Raw genomic sequence first — 18,368 nt, forward strand, 5'->3', positions numbered from 1 at the left:
TTTATTCTTTGTTTAAGATCTACAGTTTTTACTTTAGAATTTATTCATATTCACAAATCTTTTCCTATTCGTTCATGATTTCTTTACAAGTTAAACACGCTTTTCTCATAATTTGTGGGTATACTAGCATTGTAATAAAAAATAATTTCTTTTTCATATTTCGATTGTAAGAACAATCGATTCTCCTTCCTTTATAAAAAATAAAATAAAAAAATAGAACGTGTCGACGTTCTATTTTTTTTGGCTTTCTTTTATATAATTGCTTAATCTTGCAAACTCTTCCAGCCCCAGCGCTTCTCCCCTTATGGTAAGAGGAATCCCGCATTTATTTAATGCTTCTTCGATCTCTTCCCTGGATAAGGATAGATTCTGCGAGTTTTTCAGACTGTTTACCAGGGTTTTCCTTCTCTGGGAAAAGGACGCCCGAATCAGGCGAAACATCAGGGCTTCATCGGATACCTCTACCGGCGGCCTGGGATGTCTCTCCAAACGAATCACGGCGCTTCCTACCTTTGGTCTTGGTATAAAACAATTGGGCGGGACATTTGCCACAATCTCCGGTTTTGCATAGTACTGAACTGCCAGAGACAAAGCGCCGTAATCTTTGCTTCCGGGCCCTGTCTGCATTCTCTGTGCCACTTCTTTCTGCACCATGATGGTAATGGACTGCAGCGGAATCTTTTTTTCAAACAGGCCCATTATAATAGGAGTTGTAATATAATAAGGCAGGTTGGCAACTACTTTAATAGGTTTTCCTTCATTTTCCTCTTCTACCATCTGATTGACATCTACTTTTAAGATGTCTCCCTGAAGAATGGAAACATTGGAATAATCTTTTAAAGTTTCTTCTAATATGGGAATCAGAGCAGTATCAATTTCAACCGCCCTGACTTTTCCCGCCGCTTCTGCCAGATACTGTGTCATTGTTCCGATTCCCGGGCCTATTTCCAACACGTAATCTTCCTTTGTGATCCGGGCTGACTGAATGATTTTTTCCAGCACATGAGGATCAATCAGAAAATTCTGACCAAATCTTTTCTGAAAAACAAAATCATACTTTTTTATAATATCAATGGTATGTTTTGGATTTACAAGATAAGATTTGGTCATAATCGTTTTTCCTTTTCTTTAATTAAAATCTTTTTCGTATAAGATGATATTGCCTTCCGCGTCAGTACGTTTCTTGGCAATATTTCTTTTCAGCTTTCTGGCTCCGCTGTCTGCCTTCTCTACGGCGGCGTCAATCAGTTCTTTTACCCTTTCTACTGTCATTGGCTCATCTTCTTTCTGATTATCGCCAATCAGATTATAAAGGGCAAGCATTCCCATCTGATCAATGGTATATCCATTCTCTGCCGTATATACTTTGGCAAAATTCACAAGCTCGTCGTTGGTAAATACCGGAATATTAATCATAGAAGTGAACTTTTCTGCAAACTTGGGATATTTTGCAATTAATTTTCTCATTCCTATTTTTTCATCTTCTATAATGACAGTCAGTCCGTCTGTCCGAAACTCCATAGCTTTGTTTAATTGTTCCACTGTTTCCGGTTCCATTTTATTGGCTTCTTCAATTACCAGGAAACCGCCGGATAACTTGTCTACAATTCTGGCTACGTCTTTTCCATTGATCTGCTCTGCGGTAACATAGGCTACTTTTGCAGCTTCCATATGTAATTCTTTGCACACAGCAGGAACAAAAGATTCAATCAGTCTGGTCTTTCCGGATCCTTTGTTTCCCATAACAATTACATTTCCTACTTTGGAAGTTTTATCCGAAGCAGAAATCTGCACATCATACAGTGCTTCTGCAATCTGCTCCTTCATTCCCGGAATCTTAACAAAATAGGTGAAAATCTTCTCTTCTTCTTCCGTCAGTTTCTTTTCCCTTGGAATAATAGTTTCCACATCTTTTGGTTTTTCTTCCGCTCTGAAATAGTTATCAAGGAATTCTTCTTCTGTCTCTGTTATTCTTTTCAGCTCTTCCGGTTTCTCTTCAACAGGCGCTTCTTCCTGGAAAATTTCTTCTTTTTCCTCTGTTTCCAGATTTTTTTCAATTTCCTGTTTTTCTTCTGTCTGAGGTTTCTCTGCATCTTCTTCAGAAAATGTCCTGCTTATAATTTTCTTCAGATCAATGGTGGAATCCTCTTTCAAACTCTTTTCTTCCAGGGATTCCAGAGTTTCTTCCTGTATTTTCTCTTTCGCTTCTTCAGGATCTTCTGTTTCTGGTTCTTCTGGTTCTTCTGGTTCTTTCTGAATCTCTTCTTCCGGTTCTGATTTAGGAGATTCCTCTTCCATGGGAACTTCAATCCCCTGGGCTGTTGTGGCAGCTAAAATCAAATCTTCCATATTGAAAACTTCGTCGTTTTTCTCATCAGAACTTTCTGTCTCGTCTTCTTCTTCTTCCGGTTCTTCTGATTCCTGTTCTTTTGGTTCTTCCTCAAGATCAGATAATTCTGTTTCTTCCTGTACCGGTTCCTCCTGTACGGATTCTACAGTAACCTCTTCCGGTTCTGACAGCGGTTCCTCATTTTCAATTACTGCCTCTTCTATTGTTTCCGGTTCCAGTTCCGGTACGTCTTCTATTATTTCCCGGCTGTTTTCTGTATTATTAATGGTTCTCTGTTCGTCAGCCTCTTCTTCCACGTTTTTCTCATGGATTGTCTCTGTAGCAGGTTTATTGCCAAAAATTTCTTTAATACTATTGGCTATCTTTTCCTGGAAAGCTTCTGTTGTCTCCATAATAGGAGTCACAATATCTTCAGCCTGGCGATCTTCCCTGTTTATAGGCTGTTCTTTTTCTTCTGTCTCTTCTGAATCAGAGGAAGTTTCTTCCTTTTCTGTTTCCTCTTTTTCTTCAGACTCTTCTTTTTTGTGTTCGATTGGTTCCGGTTTTTTCAGTTCAGGCATAAGCTGCTTTTTATATTTTTCATGCTCTGCAGGAGTTAATTTTCCAAACTTCATCTTTAACTCCATGGCTTTCATTACATATTTGCCTTCACTGAACCATAAAATCAGATCGTTGCAGATTTCGATACATTTATCTTTTTCTCCGGCCTGCTCATATAATCTGGCCAGCTCATAAGACCATCTTTCAGTAAACTCTGTTTCTTTATAGTCTTCCAGTATTTTAATCTGCTCTTCTATGGGTGATTTTCTTGCTTTACTGATTTTATATTCTAAAATGTATCTGGTATTATCGTTGGGCGCGCTTTCTTTGAATTCCTCCAGAAACTCTTCCGCTTCATGAACGTTTCCCATTCTCAGACACACTTCAATTAAGCGATAGAGAATGGATTTTCCAATAGACGCCTTATGGTAAGCCAACAGTAAAATATCTTTACTGTCTTCATACCTTTTATTGGCAGCGTATATTTCACCGACTTTGCAAAGTGTACGAATGCTCTTAACCCGTCTCCATTCAATGCTGTCTACTATATCAAGAGCTCCTTTGTAATCTTTTTTTTCTACCAGGTTATTAATTTCTTCTAATTTTGTCCGAAATTCTTCTTTATCCAATGTATCACCATCTTTCCATAGATATTCCAAGTGTATCATAGGTGCTCTTACTTGACAAGAGTACAATCTTATCTCTTATTGTAAAACGTAACTATTCAGCCATGCATCTCGGATTCTCGCAGCTGCCGCTGCTCTACCGCCGCTTACGCGGCTGAATCCTCGATTACGGCTAAACGCCATATGTCTGCTGATGGCAAAATTCCTCTGCAAGCAAGCTTGCGTTGTATTTTTTGCCATCAGCAGCCGCATGGCTGAATAGTTATTGTAAAACTTTTCCATTGGATTCAATTGTTCCCTTTACCACATGAAAGACTTTATTCATTTCAAATTGATGGCTGATAAAGTCATCCAATCCTGTACAAGTAACTAATGTCTGTATATTATGAATGCTGTCTAATAAGTAATTCTGCCTGTTTCGATCCAACTCTGATAAAACATCATCCAGCAGTAAAACAGGAGAATCTTTGATCTTTTTTTCTACCAGAAAGATTTCTGACAGTTTCAAAGACAGAGCCGCCGTTCTCTGCTGTCCCTGGGAGCCGTATTTCCTAATATCAATGCCATTGACAGAAACACACAGGTCATCTCTGTGAGGACCCGTGGAAGTAGTTCTTACCTTTAAATCTTTCTCTCTGTTTCTGATAAATTCTGCTTCCAGGTTTTCTTCTTCTGTACAGGGCTCATAAAATAACTGCATCTCCTCCTGGCCCCCCGTAAGGCTGCTGTGTATTTCCTTAATGATCTCATTTAAGTCTGCAATAAACTCTTTTCTTTTTTTAATGATTTTTTTCCCATAATCAACGGCCTGAAGATCCCAGATTTCTAACGTATCCATTAATTCCGGCCGAAATGCCAGATCTTTTAAAAGTTTATTTCTCTGATGAATCACATGGTTATAAGTAGAGAGATTCGTCAGATAAATTTTATCCAGTTGACATAATTCAAAATCAAGAAATCTTCGTCTTTCTGCCGGCCCATTTTTTATAATATTTAAATCTTCCGGAGAAAAAAACACAAAATTTACAATTCCAAATAATTCGCTTGCCTTATGGATGGGAATTCCATTGATAGCCACGCCTTTTGCCTTATTTCTTTTCAGATGCATATCAATTTTATAGGAAAGACCGTCCCGGTTTACTTTCATCCGAATATGAGATTCTTCTTCTTCAAAAGCAATGATCTCCCGATCTTTGCTGCCTCTGTGGGATTTGGTTGTTCCGCATAAATAGACGGCCTCCAGCACATTTGTCTTTCCCTGGGCATTATTCCCATATAAGATATTAGTCCCTTGATCAAATTCTATTTCAAGGGACTTATAATTTCTGTAATTTTTAAGTTGTAAGGATTCAATAAACATAGATTCACCTGATTACTTTAATTTCTTCTCCGCGGAAAGAAACTACGTCATTCTCGTAAATTTTTTTGCCTCTTCGTTCTTCTCTTTCACCATTTACAAGAACCAGGCCGTCCTGAATCACATATTTTGCCTCTACACCGTCTTCCACTACGCCTGCCAGTTTTAAAAGCTGGCCCAGTTTAATAAATTCGTCTTTAATTTTAACTTCCATATTTCCTCTCTCTTATGCTCTTGACTGATTGAAGTTTACCGGGAGAATCAGATAGGTATAAAGACCTTCGTCATCTCTGATGAAACAAGGCGCTTTCGGATTTACCAGATAAATGGTAATGATTTCATCATCAATTACTTTTAAAGCGTCAATTAAAAATTTGGGATTAAATCCGATTAATATATCTTTTCCTTCTTTGGTTATATCAATTTCTTCATTCATAGAACCCATAACAGAATCTATTTTTAATTCCATTTTGGTATCCGTAATATTGATAATAATAGGGCGTTTGTCGCCTTCACGAATTAATAAGGTAGCACGGTCAATACAATTTAAAAATTCTTTTTTATTAATCTGCAGCTTCGTTTCATAATCACTGGAAAGCATCTGATCAATTTTAAAATATTCTCCTTCAATCAGCCTGGAAACCACCATAGTCTGATCAAATTCAAATAAAATATGATTCTCCGTAAAGAAAATGCTTACCTGGCTGTCTACTTCTCCGGATAAAATCTTACTGATCTCATTTAATGTTTTTCCCGGTACAATGACCTTTCTGTCAGAATATTCTCTCTTTAATTCCATTTTACGGATAGCAATCCGATGGCCGTCCAGAGAAACCACTTTCAGGAAGTTATCTTTAATTTCAAAAAGCTCTCCTGTCATTAATTTATTATTCTCATTTACAGCAATAGAGAAAATCGTCTGACGGATCATCTCTTTTAATGTAAATTGTGAGATTGTAATAGATTCCTCTCTTTCGATTACCGGAAGGTAAGCAAAGTCTTCTCCTGATTTACCGGGAATATTAAATTTTGCTTTCTCACAGATAATTGTTGTATTGAAATTCTCATCTGTAGAAATCGTAACATCATTATCCGGCAGTCTCCTGATAATTTCATAAAAGATTTTTGCATCCAGGGCAATCATTCCTTTTTCAGAAATCGTTCCGTCTACAATGGTTTCGATTCCCAATTCCATATCATTGGTAGTAAATTTGATCTGACTGGAAGTCGCATCGATTAAAATACATTCCAGGATCGGCATAGTTGTTTTGGATGGTACTGCTTTTAATGAAATGTTTACGCTTTTTAGTAAACTGGATTTGGAACAAATGATTTTCATAATGTGAATAACTCCCTTCTTGAGAAAAAGTGGTTTTCTTTAAAAATAAATATATAAGGAATCCGTAGTACCCGTCTTAGGGGGTGTTAATATGTGAAAAACCTGTTTAAAGCCTGATATTACGTAAAAAACAAAGAGGGATAACTTTGTGAATCGGAATCATTAAAATTGTGAATGAAGTGTGTATAAAGATCAACGTGAAGATAATAAGGTAAGTTGTACACAATTATTCACACAGAATAAACATCTTATACACCAGTAATGTGGACAAGTTGATCAATTATGTGGATTGATCTTTTTCTTGAGTATATCAATGGTGTTTTTCATGGAATCCGACTTCTCCAGTTCCTGTTCAATTTTATTAATACCGTGCATTACTGTGGTATGATCCCGGTTTCCTAAAAATTTTCCGATATTTTTCAGGGGAAGATCAATAACGGAACGGCATAAATACATACAAATCTGCCTTGGCATAACGATTTTGGAACTTCTTTTATTTCCTATAATATCTGCAGTACTTACATCATAATGTTCTGCCACAACCGAAAGGATATATTCCGGTGTAATTACTTTCTGCTGATCAGGGGAAATAATGTCTTTTAACACCTGCTCGGCCAGTTCCAGTGTAACTTCCCGTTTTTCCAGGTTTGCAAATGCCATTACTTTATTTAAAGAGCCTTCCAGCTCCCGGATATTGGATTTAATATTGGTAGCTATGTAGCGGATAACATCTTCACTGATGTTATAGCCGTCCATTTCTTCTTTTTTCCGCAAAATTGCCATTCGGGTTTCATAATCAGGAGATGAAATATCTGCAATAAGGCCCCATTCAAAACGGGAACGAATCCGATCCTCTAAAATTTCCATATCTTTCGGCGGTTTATCAGATGATATGATTATCTGCTTTTTCGCACTGTGCAGAGAGTTAAATGTATGGAAAAATTCTTCCTGTGTTGATTCTTTTCCTATAATAAACTGAACGTCGTCAACTAATAAGACATCAATATTCCGATATTTTTCTCTGAATTTTGTCATGGCTGTATTGTTGCCGTTACGGATTGCTTCAATCAGCTCGTTGGTAAATTCTTCACTGGTAACATAAAGAACTTTGCTGTCTTTATTGTGTTCCAGAATAAAATGAGCCACAGAATGCATTAAATGTGTTTTTCCCAGTCCCACGCCTCCGTAAATAAACAGAGGATTATAGATTTCTCCCGGAGATTCCGCCACTGCCAGGGAAGCTGCATGGGCAAATTTGTTGTTGCTGCCCACAACAAAGGTATCAAAGGTATATTTGGGATTTAAATGGGCTTCTTCTGAGCGGGAATCCTGGTTGTATGGCATGGAGGGGGATTCTTTGATTTCTTCGGGCAGAATAAATTTCACTTCACAGTCATCCATGTCCATAACTTCACTGATAGTAACCTGTAAAGGAAGTTTATAACGCTTGGTAATGTAGTTTAATCCCACTTGCTGCTCGGAAGGAACTATTACAGTTACAGTATTTCCCTCTACTTTATGCAGTTTCAGAGGTTTCAGCCAGGTATTAAAAGAAACATCGGACAGATCGTGTTCAATTTTGACTATCTTTAGGATTTCATCCCATTTTTCGGTTAACTCGTTCATTCTAATTATTCTCCTGATCCAATTATAAGGTAAAATAAGCGTCACTTAATAAAGGGGCAACATCCCCCTAAAGATACTTATCCTTATATATATTATAATAAAACGGGTGTTTACGCAATGCCTAATCATGTGGAAAGTTACCATAATCTAAAATAAAAAGAAAAAAATGTGTATAAGTCAAAAAAACCAGGAAAAAGCATAAAATAAGGAAATTTTAATAGGATTGTGTAGAAAAAGTGGATGTTTTGACAGGTATTCCACAAGTTATCCACAAGTTATCCACATTTTGTGGATAATCTTACGTAAACTTTGTGGGAAATCTGTGAGATACAGCAAAAGCTGCTAATTTATACTTGACGAAAATGGTATTTATGCATATAATTGAAATGATGTTCTAATAAAAAAATAATGGTAAGATAGATAGATAAAGGAGGTGCCCTACCTATGAAAATGACATTTCAGCCAAAGAAGAGACAGAGATCAAAAGTTCATGGTTTTCGTGCAAGAATGAAGACAAAAGGCGGACGTAAAGTATTAGCTGCCAGAAGATTAAAAGGAAGAAAGCAATTATCAGCATAAGACCGCAATTTATGTGGTCTTTTCTTCTCTTATTATTTTTTCTGGAATAAACTGGCGAAGGAGGATGCTATGAAATATGCAGAGTCCTTAAAAAAGAATAAAGATTTTCAAAATGTATATAAAAATGGAACATCCTATGCGAACCGTTATTTGGTCATGTATATGTTAAGAAATCAAGTAAGCAGAAATCGATTGGGCATATCAGTCAGCAAAAAAGTAGGCAACAGTGTTGTACGTCACAGACTGACCAGATTGATAAGAGAAAGTTATCGTTTAAATGAAGAGCAGTTTCTGAGAGATGGATTTGATATTGTAGTAATTGTAAGAAATTCCGCAAGAGGAAAAAATTATCGGGAAATGGAAAAAGCCCTTATGAATCTTGGAAAACGTCATCAGATAATCGGAAAGACGGATGAAAAATGATAAAAAAAGGTTTGATCAGACTAATTCGATTTTATCAGAAATATATCTCCCCTATGAAAACGACAAAATGTCCTTATATCCCTACCTGTTCGCAGTACGGATTAGAGGCGGTTGAAAAATACGGGGCGTTAAAAGGGGGATTGCTGGCCGTCTGGAGAATTTTAAGATGTAATCCTTTTTCGAAAGGCGGGTATGATCCGGTACCATAATTAAAAAATGAAAAGTTTTCGTAAGAGCGCTTGAAACTTTAGGAGGATACGACGTTGTTTGAAATGATAGTGGCAACCAAAAGCTCAGTTCCTATTTTAGGACAGATTGCATCCATTCTGGGATGGATCATGGATGGAATATTCAGAGTGCTGGATGGTGTCTTCGGAATTCAGAATATCGGTTTATGTATTATCATATTTACGATTATTATTTATGTACTTATGACACCGTTACAGATTAAACAGCAGAAATTTTCGAAAATGAGTTCCGTTATGCAGCCGGAGCTGCAGAAAATACAGAAAAAATACCAGGGAAAGACAGATCAGGATTCCCGTTTAAGAATGAACGAGGAAATGCAGCTTGTTTATCAGAAATATGGAGTTTCTCCTACAGGAAGCTGTGTGCAGCTTTTAATTCAGTTCCCGATTCTGATGTCCTTATGGCAGGTTATTTATAAGATTCCTGCATATGTAGGAAGCGTAAAAGAAGTCTTTACTACGGTAGTAGGACAGATTACAAGTGTAAACGGTTATACAGATATTATACAGGATTTTATAAGCGATAATAAAATCACAAGAGTTCAGCTTGTATTAGACAATGGAAAAGCGTCCAGTGATTCTGTAATTGATTTCTTATATGCATTATCCCCGTCCCAGTGGGATAAACTGGCAGATATTAAGGAATTTTCCGGATTTTCCAATGCTATTGACAGTACTGCATCAGAGATTTCCAAGATGCAGACTTTTGGCGTGTTAAATATTGCGGATCAGCCGTGGGAAGTAATTAAAACTGCCATTGCTGCAGGAACTATTTTAATTGCAGTCTGTGCAATTTTAGTTCCGTTATTATCCTGGGCAACCCAGATGATTAATATTAAACTGATGCCGACTGCGCAGCAGTCTAATGATAAAGAAAATACCATGGCAAATTCTATGAGAACGATGAATACAGTTATGCCGCTTATGTCCGCATTTTTCTGTTTCACCTTCCCGGTAGGTCTTGGTATTTACTGGATTTCAGGTTCGGTTGTACGTTCCATACAGCAGTTAATTATTAACCGCCATATGAATAAGATCGATCTTCAGGATTTAATCGATGAGAATATGAAAAAACTGGAGAAGAAGAGAGAGAAAGCAGGCTTACCTCCTCAGAAAATAACAAATCAGGCTCATCAGAATGTAAGAAATATAAATCCAAATCAGGGTAAGAATGATCAAAAACTGGAAGAAGCATATAAAAATGCTTCAAAGGCAAAACCCGGAAGTATTACGGCTAAGGCGAACATGGTTCGGGATTTTGATGAGAGAAACAAGAAGAAAAAGTAATTTCGAGGAATTGGAGGGGATAAGATGGATTTTATCCAGGTATCAGCAAAAACAAAGAGTGAAGCGATTACAAAAGCTGCAATAGAACTGGAGACATCCAGTGATCAGCTTGAAATTGTGGTAATCAGCGAAGGAAGTTCAGGATTTCTGGGATTCGGAAGCAAACCGGCGATTATTAAAGCAAGAAGAAAAGAAGAACCGGCGCTGGAAGAAGAGTATAAAGAAATCGAAAAAGATATAGCAAAAGAAAAAGAACTGGTAAAAACAGTCAGAGAAGAAGTTAAAGTAAAAGAAGAGAAAAAACCGGAAAACAAAAAGCCCAGAAAAGAAAGACCAAACAGACCGGCAAAAGCACCAAGAAAAGAAGCAGCTTCAAAAGAAGAAAATAAAAAAGAAAAAGCTGCAAAAGAGAAACCGGCAAAAGTATCCAAACCAATTGAAGTAATACAGGATCCGGCTGAAATCGAACAGATTCAGGAAACAGCAAAGGAATTCCTTTGTGGCGTATTTAAAGCCATGAATCTGGGAAATGTGGAAATTAAAACTTCCTATAATACAAACGACGGAAGTCTGGAAATCAACTTTGACGGCGACGATATGGGAATCTTAATCGGAAAACGGGGACAGACCCTGGATTCCCTTCAGTATCTTACAAGCCTTGTAGTAAACAAAGGAAAAAACAGCTACATTCGTGTAAAACTGGATACAGAAGATTACAGAAGAAGAAGAAAAGAAACGCTGGAAAATCTGGCAAAAGGCATCGCCTATAAAGTAAGAAAAACCAGAAAACCAGTGGTATTAGAGCCAATGAATCCCTACGAAAGAAGAATCATACACTCAACCTTACAGAGCAATAAATTCGTAGAAACCATCAGCGAAGGAGAAGAACCCTATCGCCATGTAGTAATAAAATTAAAGAGACAGTAAATATAAAGAAATGTTATTCTAGGTGAAAGCGTGAATAACACATGAACCCATGTGCACGCCCCCAGAGTAACATTTTTTTATAGCTACAAGCCATGCAGATAAGTGAAGTGATAGACGGTCGGAAATTTATTTCCGTACCCGGCTATCAACTCGCTTATCTATTTGGCGCCAGCCAAAAAGCGAGAAAACTTTGTTTTCGAGCTTGCATGGCTTGAGCGAGGAGGAGAAATTCGTTTATGCATATAGAGCCAGCCAAAAAGCGAGAAAACTCTGTTTTCGAGCTTGCATGGCTTGGAGAGAGGAGGAAATTATGGATACCACAATCGCTGCCATTGCAACTGCCATGAGTGAATCCGGAATAGGAATCATAAGAATCAGCGGAAAAGAAGCCATGGATGTGATTTCCAGAATCTATCGTTCCAAAGGCGGAAAAAAGAAAATCAAAGAAGTTCCTTCCCATACGATTCACTATGGATACATTTATGATAAAGAAGAAGTCATAGATGAAGTACTGGTTATGATCATGAAAGCCCCCAGAACTTTTACCGGGGAAGATACCGTAGAAATCGACTGCCATGGCGGCGTATACGCCATGAACCGGGTACTGGAAACCGTATTAAAAAACGGGGCGCAGATTGCAGAGCCCGGAGAATTTACAAAGAGGGCATTCTTAAACGGAAGAATTGATTTATCCCAGGCAGAAGCCGTTATCGACGTAATCCAGGCAAAGAATGAATATGCCTTAAAAAGTTCCATGAACCAGCTCAGAGGTTCTGTACTGAAAGCAATCAAAGGAATCCGGGAAGAAATTATCTATCATATTGCCTATATAGAGTCCGCCTTAGACGATCCGGAGCATATCAGCGTAGACGGATATGGAGAAACCTTAGGAAAAGCAGTACAAAAACAAAAAGAACAAATCAAACGTTTACTGGCAAAATCTTCGGAAGGCAAAATGATAAGAGAAGGAATTAAAACTGTAATTTTAGGAAAACCCAACGCAGGAAAATCCTCTCTTTTAAATATGCTGATAGGGGAGAATAAGGCCATTGTCACCAATATTGCAGGAACTACCCGGGATATACTGGAAGAATATATCACCCTGGAGGGAATCTCTTTAAAGCTGATTGATACGGCAGGAATCCGTTCAACAGAAGATATTGTGGAACAGATAGGAGTGGGAAAAGCCAGGGAAACAGCAAAAGACGCGGATTTGATTTTATATGTGGTAGACTCCTCCATGCCCCTGGATGAAAATGATGAAGATATTATGAAAATGCTGGAAGACAAAAAGTGCATTGTCCTTTATAATAAAACTGATTTAAAGGCAGCAATTTCTCAGGAACAGATCAGAGAATCCATAAAGCATCCGGTAATCCCCATATCCGCAAAAGAAGAAACAGGAATGGAAGAACTGGGAAAACAGATTAAAAACATGTTTTTTTCAGGAGAGATATCCTTTAACGACGAAGTTTATATCACAAATGCCCGTCATAAAGCTGCTCTGGAAGAAGCCCTCAGCAGTCTGGAACTGGTGGAAAACAGTATTGAAATGGGAATGCCCGAAGACTTTTACTCCATAGATTTAATGAATGCCTATGAATCCCTGGGCAAAATTTTAGGAGAATCTCTGGGTGAAGATCTGGTAAATGAAATTTTCAGCAAGTTTTGTACAGGTAAATAGAAAGGAAGGAAAGCATGAATCAGCTTATCAAAAACTGTGATATTGTGGTCATTGGAGCCGGCCATGCAGGATGCGAGGCAGCTCTTGCAGGAGCAAGACTCGGGCTGGATACCATCATGTTTACCGTCAGTGTGGACAGTATTGCATTAATGCCCTGTAATCCCAATATCGGCGGAAGTTCAAAAGGACATTTAGTAAAAGAAGTAGATGCCCTTGGAGGAGAAATGGGCAAAAATATTGATAAAACATTTATCCAGTCTAAAATGTTAAATCAGTCAAAAGGCCCGGCGGTTCATTCTTTAAGAGCACAGGCAGATAAACAGGCATACAGCACAGAAATGAGAAAGACTCTGGAAAACACTCCGAATCTTACTATCAAACAGGGAGAAATCACAGAACTATTGGTGGAAGACGGAAAAATCACAGGAGTAAAGACTTTTTCCAATGCAGTTTATTACTGTAAGGCCGTGATTCTCTGCACCGGGACTTATTTAAAGGCACGCTGCATTTACGGAGATGTAAGCAATTATACAGGCCCCAATGGCCTGCAGGCAGCCAATTATCTGACGGATTCCTTAAAAAGCCTTGGAATCGAAATGTTCCGTTTTAAAACAGGAACTCCTGCCAGAATCGACGGAAAAACCATAGATTACAGTAAGATGGAGGAACAATTTGGAGATAAGCGAATTGTGCCCTTTTCCTTTTCTACAGATCCGGAAACCATTCAGATTGATCAGGTTTCCTGCTGGCTGACCTATACGAACGAGAAAACCCATGAAATTATCAGAAACAATCTGGATCGTTCTCCTTTATATTCCGGAATGATTGAAGGGACAGGCCCCAGATATTGTCCCTCCATTGAAGATAAGGTGGTGCGGTTTGCCGATAAGAACCGCCATCAGGTATTTATCGAGCCGGAAGGACTATATACCAATGAAATGTATGTGGGCGGAATGTCCAGCTCCCTTCCGGAAGACGTTCAGGATCAGATGTATCATTCTGTCCCCGGACTGGAAAACGCAACCATAGTAAGAAACGCCTATGCCATTGAATATGACTGCATCAATCCCCGGCAGTTAAATCCCACGCTGGAGTTTAAGAATATCAATGGGCTGTTCAGCGCCGGTCAGTTTAACGGAAGTTCCGGATATGAAGAGGCAGCCGCCCAGGGACTGGTAGCGGGAATCAATGCAGCATTAAAAATACAGGGAAAAGAGATGATGACCCTGGATCGTTCAGAGGCTTATATCGGCGTTTTAATTGACGATTTAGTAACCAAAGAAAATCATGAGCCTTACCGGATGATGACAAGCCGGGCGGAATACAGACTGCTGTTAAGACAGGACAACGCAGATATAAGACTTCGGAAAAAGGGATATGAAGCCGGTCTGATAGACCAGGAAACCTATGAAAAAGTATTAAGAAAAACAGAAGCCATAGAAAAAGAAATAAAAAGAGTGGAACATGTGCATATCGGAGCAAATGAAAAGGTTCAGAAACTTCTGGAATCCTATGGAAGTACCCCATTAAAAAACGGCACCACTCTGGCTGAATTAATCCGCCGTCCGGAATTAAATTATAAAGCCCTGGAACCCATTGATGAAGAAAGGCCAAAACTGGCCTGGGATGTGGAAGAACAGGTAAACATCAATATAAAATATGACGGTTACATCAAACGGCAGTTAAAGCAGGTAGAACAGTTTAAGAAGCTGGAAAGCAGGAAAATACCGGAAGATCTGGATTATAAGCAGATAAAGGGACTTCGTATTGAAGCAATGCAGAAGCTGGAATTATACCAGCCGGTATCCATCGGTCAGGCATCCCGAATCTCGGGCGTATCTCCTGCAGATATTTCTGTATTACTAATTTATATGGAACAATACACAAAGGAGGAGAAACATTGAGAAAAGAGCTTGAAGCACTGAAAAAAGGAGCTGCCTTTTTTGATATTGAATTAAGTGAAAAACAGACGGAACAGTTTTACCGCTTTTATGAACAAATGGTGGAAACCAATAAATATATGAATCTGACAGGGATTACCCAGTTGGATGAAGTAATTGTAAAACATTTCCTGGACAGTCTGGCTGTGAGTAAAGCTGTATCCATGGAAAAGGTAAAAAAGATAATAGATGTGGGAACGGGAGCCGGATTTCCCGGAATTCCTTTAAAGATTGCTTATCCGGATCTGGAAGTCTGCCTTTTAGACTCTCTGAAAAAGAGAATCGGTTTTCTGGAGGAAGTCTGCCGGGAGAATCAGCTTCAGAAAGTGGAAACCCTTCATGGAAGGGCAGAAGATTATGCAAAAAATCCTGCTTACCGGGAAAAATTTGATCTCTGCGTGTCCCGCGCCGTAGCCAATCTGGCAACTTTAGCAGAATATTGCCTTCCCTATGTGGAAGTTGGTGGATACTTCGTGTCTTATAAGTCGGGGAATGTGGATAACGAAAGAAAAGAAGCGGAGAAAGCCATTGAGATTCTGGGCGGAAAGATAAAAGATGTTATCTATTTCACCCTCCCGGAGACGGAAATCGAACGTTCTCTGGTAGTGATTGAAAAGGGAAAAGAAACCCCTGGAAAATATCCCAGAAAGGCCGGAATGCCCGCAAAAGAACCGCTGAAATAAACAGAAAATCAAAAGGAGGTAAATAAAAATATGAAAATCGTTCAGATGGAAAACTGGGAAAGAAGAGATCACTTCGAATTCTATTCCAAATGTTCAACACCTCACTATTGTATAGCTTTTAACATCGAGGTGTCAAAGCTTCTTGCCTTTACACGGGCCAATCATATCTCCTTTTATTATTCACTGATTTATCTTTGCACAAAAGCCATGAATTCTGTGGACGAATTTCTCCTGGAAATACAGGAAGGCGTACTGATGAAAGCAGACAGGAGAATTGCCTGCTTTACTGACCTGAGAAAAGGAGAAACGGTATTTCATATGGTGACCCTTCCCTGTGAGGGAGATATAGTGGAATTTGCTCAAAAGGCCAGAACAGAAAGTGAAAACAATCCACAGCCTGTATACGCCCTTGAAGGATCCGGAGAACCTCAGATTATCTTCTCCTGCGTTCCCTGGGTGGATATGACCGTGTGTACAAATGAAAGAGACTATAACGATCCGAATCTGAAAGATGATACCACGCCTATTCTGGTATGGGGGAAATACACAGAACAGGATGGAAAATATAAAATTAATATGACTCTGGATGTAAACCACAGGCTCATAGACGGCTATTATGTGGGAGAGTTTGTGAAAAAGCTGGAAGAGCTGATTGATGAATTGAATTAAGAGAAATAAGAGTTGTTGGAAATAAAAAGACTGTTTGAAAAGCAGTCTTTTTTTGTGCCTTTTTGTCGGACAGTTTCACAAAATAAACACAATAAAATCCCATTTCCATCACATTTATTTAATAAAATAATAAGCATGGTCTTTTCTGTAAAGGAAATACAGCTGCCGATACAGGCAGCGCCAATCATGAAAAAGGAGGAGAATGAGATTGCTTGAAGTAAGAAACCTGGTAAAAAAGTACGGGAACCATCTGGCCGTGGATAATCTTTCCTTTCAAATTGAAAAAGGAAAGATATACGGCTTCCTCGGGCCAAATGGGGCGGGAAAGTCTACGACAATGAACATAATAACCGGCTATATTGCTTCTACCGAAGGAGAAGTGATTATAGATGGACACAACATCCTGGAAGAACCGGAAAAAGCCAAGAAATGTATAGGATACCTTCCGGAACAGCCGCCTTTATATTTTGATATGACTGTGCTGGAGTATTTAAAATTTGCGGCGGAATTAAAGAAAATACCAAAAGAAAAAAGAGATTCTATGATGGAAGAAGTCATGGAACTGGTAAAAATACAGGACGTGAAGGGGCGGCTTATAAAGAACCTGTCCAAAGGATACCGCCAGAGGGTAGGACTTGCACAGGCCATCTTAGGGTATCCGGAACTGATTATTCTGGATGAGCCGACAGTAGGTCTGGATCCCAAACAGATTATTGAAATAAGGGATTTAATTAAGGGATTAAAAGAAAAACATACGGTTATATTAAGTTCCCATATTTTGTCTGAGGTCAGCGCCGTCTGCGATTATGTGCTGATTCTCTCTCATGGAAAACTGGTAGCAGGCGATACGCCGGAGAATTTAAGTAAACTGGCATACGGAGAGAAAACCTTAAGTCTGGAGATTAAAGGAGAAAGAGAAAAAATCCTTTCCGCTGTTGGTTCTCTGGAAACTGTAGAGAAAACAGAAGAAGTTCCGTCAGAAACAGAGTCTGTGGTATCTCTGAAACTTACATCATCAGAAGATCAGGATATTCGGGAAGAAGTTTTTTATAAAATGGCGGAAATAAAATGTCCTATTTTAAGAATGGATATGACCCGTTTATCCTTAGAAGATATATTCCTGGAATTAACAGAGGATAAGGAACCGGAGGTTCAGGAGAAGAAAAGAAAATTCTTTATGAACCGGAAGGAAAAAAAGGAGAATAAGGAGGAAGAGAACAATGCCGGCGATCTATAAAAAAGAGTTAAAAGGGTATCTGACTTCTATGCTTGGGTATTTATTCATATTTTTTATTCTGCTTTTGGCAGGAATATATTTTACCGCCTATAATCTGGTATCGGCATATCCGAAATTTGAGGCGGTATTAAGTGCGGTAACCTTTGTATTTCTTGTAGCCGTTCCCATTCTTACAATGAAAATTATGGCAGAAGAGAGAAAGCAGAAGACGGATCAGATGTTACTGACAGCCCCGGTATCTGTGGGAAGCATTGTCTGGGGAAAATATCTGGCGCTGATTACCGTGTACCTGATATCTGTTTTGATTTTAAGTTTCTATCCGCTGATCATGTCAAAGTACGGAGATATATCTTATGCTACTGCGTATACAGGAATTCTGGGATTTTATTTACTGGGATGTGCGTACCTTGCCATTGGAGTTTTCCTTTCCAGCGTTACGGAAAGTCAGGTAATAGCGGCGGTATTAACCTTTGTTGTGCTGTTTCTTTTTTATGTTATGGACGGGATTTCCTCCTTTTTCTCACAGAAAGCATTTGTAAGTTTTCTTGCTTTTTCTGTTTTATTAATAGCAGCGGCATTTATTATTTATGGAATGATTAAGAACGGATTTCTTGCAGTCACTATTGGCCTGATTGGAGAAGTGGTATTATTATGCATTTATTTTGTAAAATCCAGCATCTTTGAAGGAGCAATCCAAAGTTTTCTTTCTATATTTGATATAAATAGTCATTACAGCAATTTTTCCAATGGCATTTTGGATATAACAGGAATCATTTATTTTGTTTCTATTATTCTGATTTGTATTTTCCTGACAATACAGTCTGTAGTAAAAAGACGCTGGAATTAGGAGGGC

At 38.5% G+C, this 18,368-nt stretch carries 17 protein-coding genes; 11 read left to right on the forward strand and 6 right to left on the reverse strand.

Going from position 1 to position 18,368, the window contains the following annotated elements:
• Positions 1-231: 231 nt before the first annotated feature.
• From rsmA to dnaA, 6 genes are all read right to left on the reverse strand, one after another.
• A complete protein-coding gene (gene rsmA, locus B5F53_RS13680) occupies positions 232-1,110 on the reverse strand; it encodes a 16S rRNA (adenine(1518)-N(6)/adenine(1519)-N(6))-dimethyltransferase RsmA (RefSeq protein ID WP_087224349.1) in 879 nt (292 codons plus the stop codon).
• Positions 1,111-1,128: 18 nt separating this feature from the next.
• Positions 1,129-3,558, reverse strand: coding sequence for an ATP-binding protein (locus tag B5F53_RS13685; RefSeq protein WP_087224351.1), 2,430 nt, complete (start codon positions 3,556-3,558; stop codon positions 1,129-1,131).
• 220 nt (positions 3,559-3,778) lie between these two features.
• Positions 3,779-4,876, reverse strand: coding sequence for a DNA replication/repair protein RecF (gene recF, locus B5F53_RS13690; RefSeq protein ID WP_087224353.1), 1,098 nt, complete (start codon positions 4,874-4,876; stop codon positions 3,779-3,781).
• A 4-nt stretch (positions 4,877-4,880) separates the two neighbouring features.
• On the reverse strand, positions 4,881-5,087 hold the full coding sequence (locus B5F53_RS13695; protein WP_087224355.1) for an RNA-binding S4 domain-containing protein: 207 nt from the start codon (positions 5,085-5,087) through the stop codon (positions 4,881-4,883).
• Positions 5,088-5,099: 12 nt separating this feature from the next.
• Entirely contained in the window at positions 5,100-6,212 is a 1,113-nt protein-coding gene (gene dnaN / locus B5F53_RS13700) for a DNA polymerase III subunit beta (RefSeq protein WP_087224357.1), read from the reverse strand.
• Positions 6,213-6,488: 276 nt separating this feature from the next.
• Complete coding sequence (gene dnaA / locus B5F53_RS13705; RefSeq protein ID WP_087224359.1) at positions 6,489-7,838, reverse strand: chromosomal replication initiator protein DnaA; 1,350 nt, start codon at positions 7,836-7,838, stop codon at positions 6,489-6,491.
• Positions 7,839-8,282: 444 nt separating this feature from the next.
• Here dnaA and rpmH point away from each other — a divergent pair, with 444 nt between their 5' ends.
• The 11 genes from rpmH to B5F53_RS13765 all read left to right on the forward strand — a co-directional run bounded on the left by rpmH (position 8,283) and on the right by B5F53_RS13765 (position 18,362).
• Positions 8,283-8,417, forward strand: coding sequence for a 50S ribosomal protein L34 (gene rpmH / locus B5F53_RS13710; RefSeq protein ID WP_087224361.1), 135 nt, complete (start codon positions 8,283-8,285; stop codon positions 8,415-8,417).
• Between the two features lie 69 nt (positions 8,418-8,486).
• Positions 8,487-8,840 (forward strand): ribonuclease P protein component, encoded by a 354-nt coding sequence (gene rnpA / locus B5F53_RS13715; protein ID WP_087224363.1) that lies wholly within the window; start codon positions 8,487-8,489, stop codon positions 8,838-8,840.
• Positions 8,837-9,049, forward strand: a complete 213-nt coding sequence (yidD, locus tag B5F53_RS13720) for a membrane protein insertion efficiency factor YidD (protein WP_204246941.1) — start codon at positions 8,837-8,839, stop codon at positions 9,047-9,049. The genes rnpA and yidD overlap by 4 nt, the downstream gene beginning before the upstream one ends.
• Positions 9,050-9,112: 63 nt before the next feature.
• On the forward strand, positions 9,113-10,375 hold the full coding sequence (locus B5F53_RS13725) for a YidC/Oxa1 family membrane protein insertase (RefSeq protein WP_087224455.1): 1,263 nt from the start codon (positions 9,113-9,115) through the stop codon (positions 10,373-10,375).
• Between the two features lie 24 nt (positions 10,376-10,399).
• A complete protein-coding gene (gene jag / locus B5F53_RS13730) occupies positions 10,400-11,302 on the forward strand; it encodes an RNA-binding cell elongation regulator Jag/EloR (protein WP_087224365.1) in 903 nt (300 codons plus the stop codon).
• A gap of 310 nt (positions 11,303-11,612) precedes the next feature.
• Positions 11,613-12,986 (forward strand): tRNA uridine-5-carboxymethylaminomethyl(34) synthesis GTPase MnmE, encoded by a 1,374-nt coding sequence (mnmE, locus tag B5F53_RS13735; RefSeq protein ID WP_087224367.1) that lies wholly within the window; start codon positions 11,613-11,615, stop codon positions 12,984-12,986.
• Between the two features lie 14 nt (positions 12,987-13,000).
• Entirely contained in the window at positions 13,001-14,890 is a 1,890-nt protein-coding gene (mnmG, locus tag B5F53_RS13740; RefSeq protein WP_087224369.1) for a tRNA uridine-5-carboxymethylaminomethyl(34) synthesis enzyme MnmG, read from the forward strand.
• On the forward strand, positions 14,887-15,609 hold the full coding sequence (gene rsmG / locus B5F53_RS13745) for a 16S rRNA (guanine(527)-N(7))-methyltransferase RsmG (RefSeq protein WP_242970325.1): 723 nt from the start codon (positions 14,887-14,889) through the stop codon (positions 15,607-15,609). The genes mnmG and rsmG overlap by 4 nt, the downstream gene beginning before the upstream one ends.
• Before the next feature lie 30 nt (positions 15,610-15,639).
• A complete protein-coding gene (locus B5F53_RS13750) occupies positions 15,640-16,278 on the forward strand; it encodes a CatA-like O-acetyltransferase (protein WP_087224371.1) in 639 nt (212 codons plus the stop codon).
• A 208-nt stretch (positions 16,279-16,486) separates the two neighbouring features.
• A complete protein-coding gene (locus tag B5F53_RS13760) occupies positions 16,487-17,515 on the forward strand; it encodes an ABC transporter ATP-binding protein (protein WP_087224375.1) in 1,029 nt (342 codons plus the stop codon).
• Positions 17,499-18,362: an ABC transporter permease gene (locus B5F53_RS13765; protein WP_087224377.1), complete on the forward strand. Its 864-nt coding sequence runs from the start codon at positions 17,499-17,501 to the stop codon at positions 18,360-18,362. The genes B5F53_RS13760 and B5F53_RS13765 overlap by 17 nt, the downstream gene beginning before the upstream one ends.
• The last annotated feature ends 6 nt before the right edge of the window (positions 18,363-18,368 follow it).

It is taken from the genome of Blautia sp. An249 (assembly GCF_002159835.1).
In the GTDB taxonomy this organism is placed as follows: domain Bacteria; phylum Bacillota; class Clostridia; order Lachnospirales; family Lachnospiraceae; genus Blautia_A; species Blautia_A avistercoris.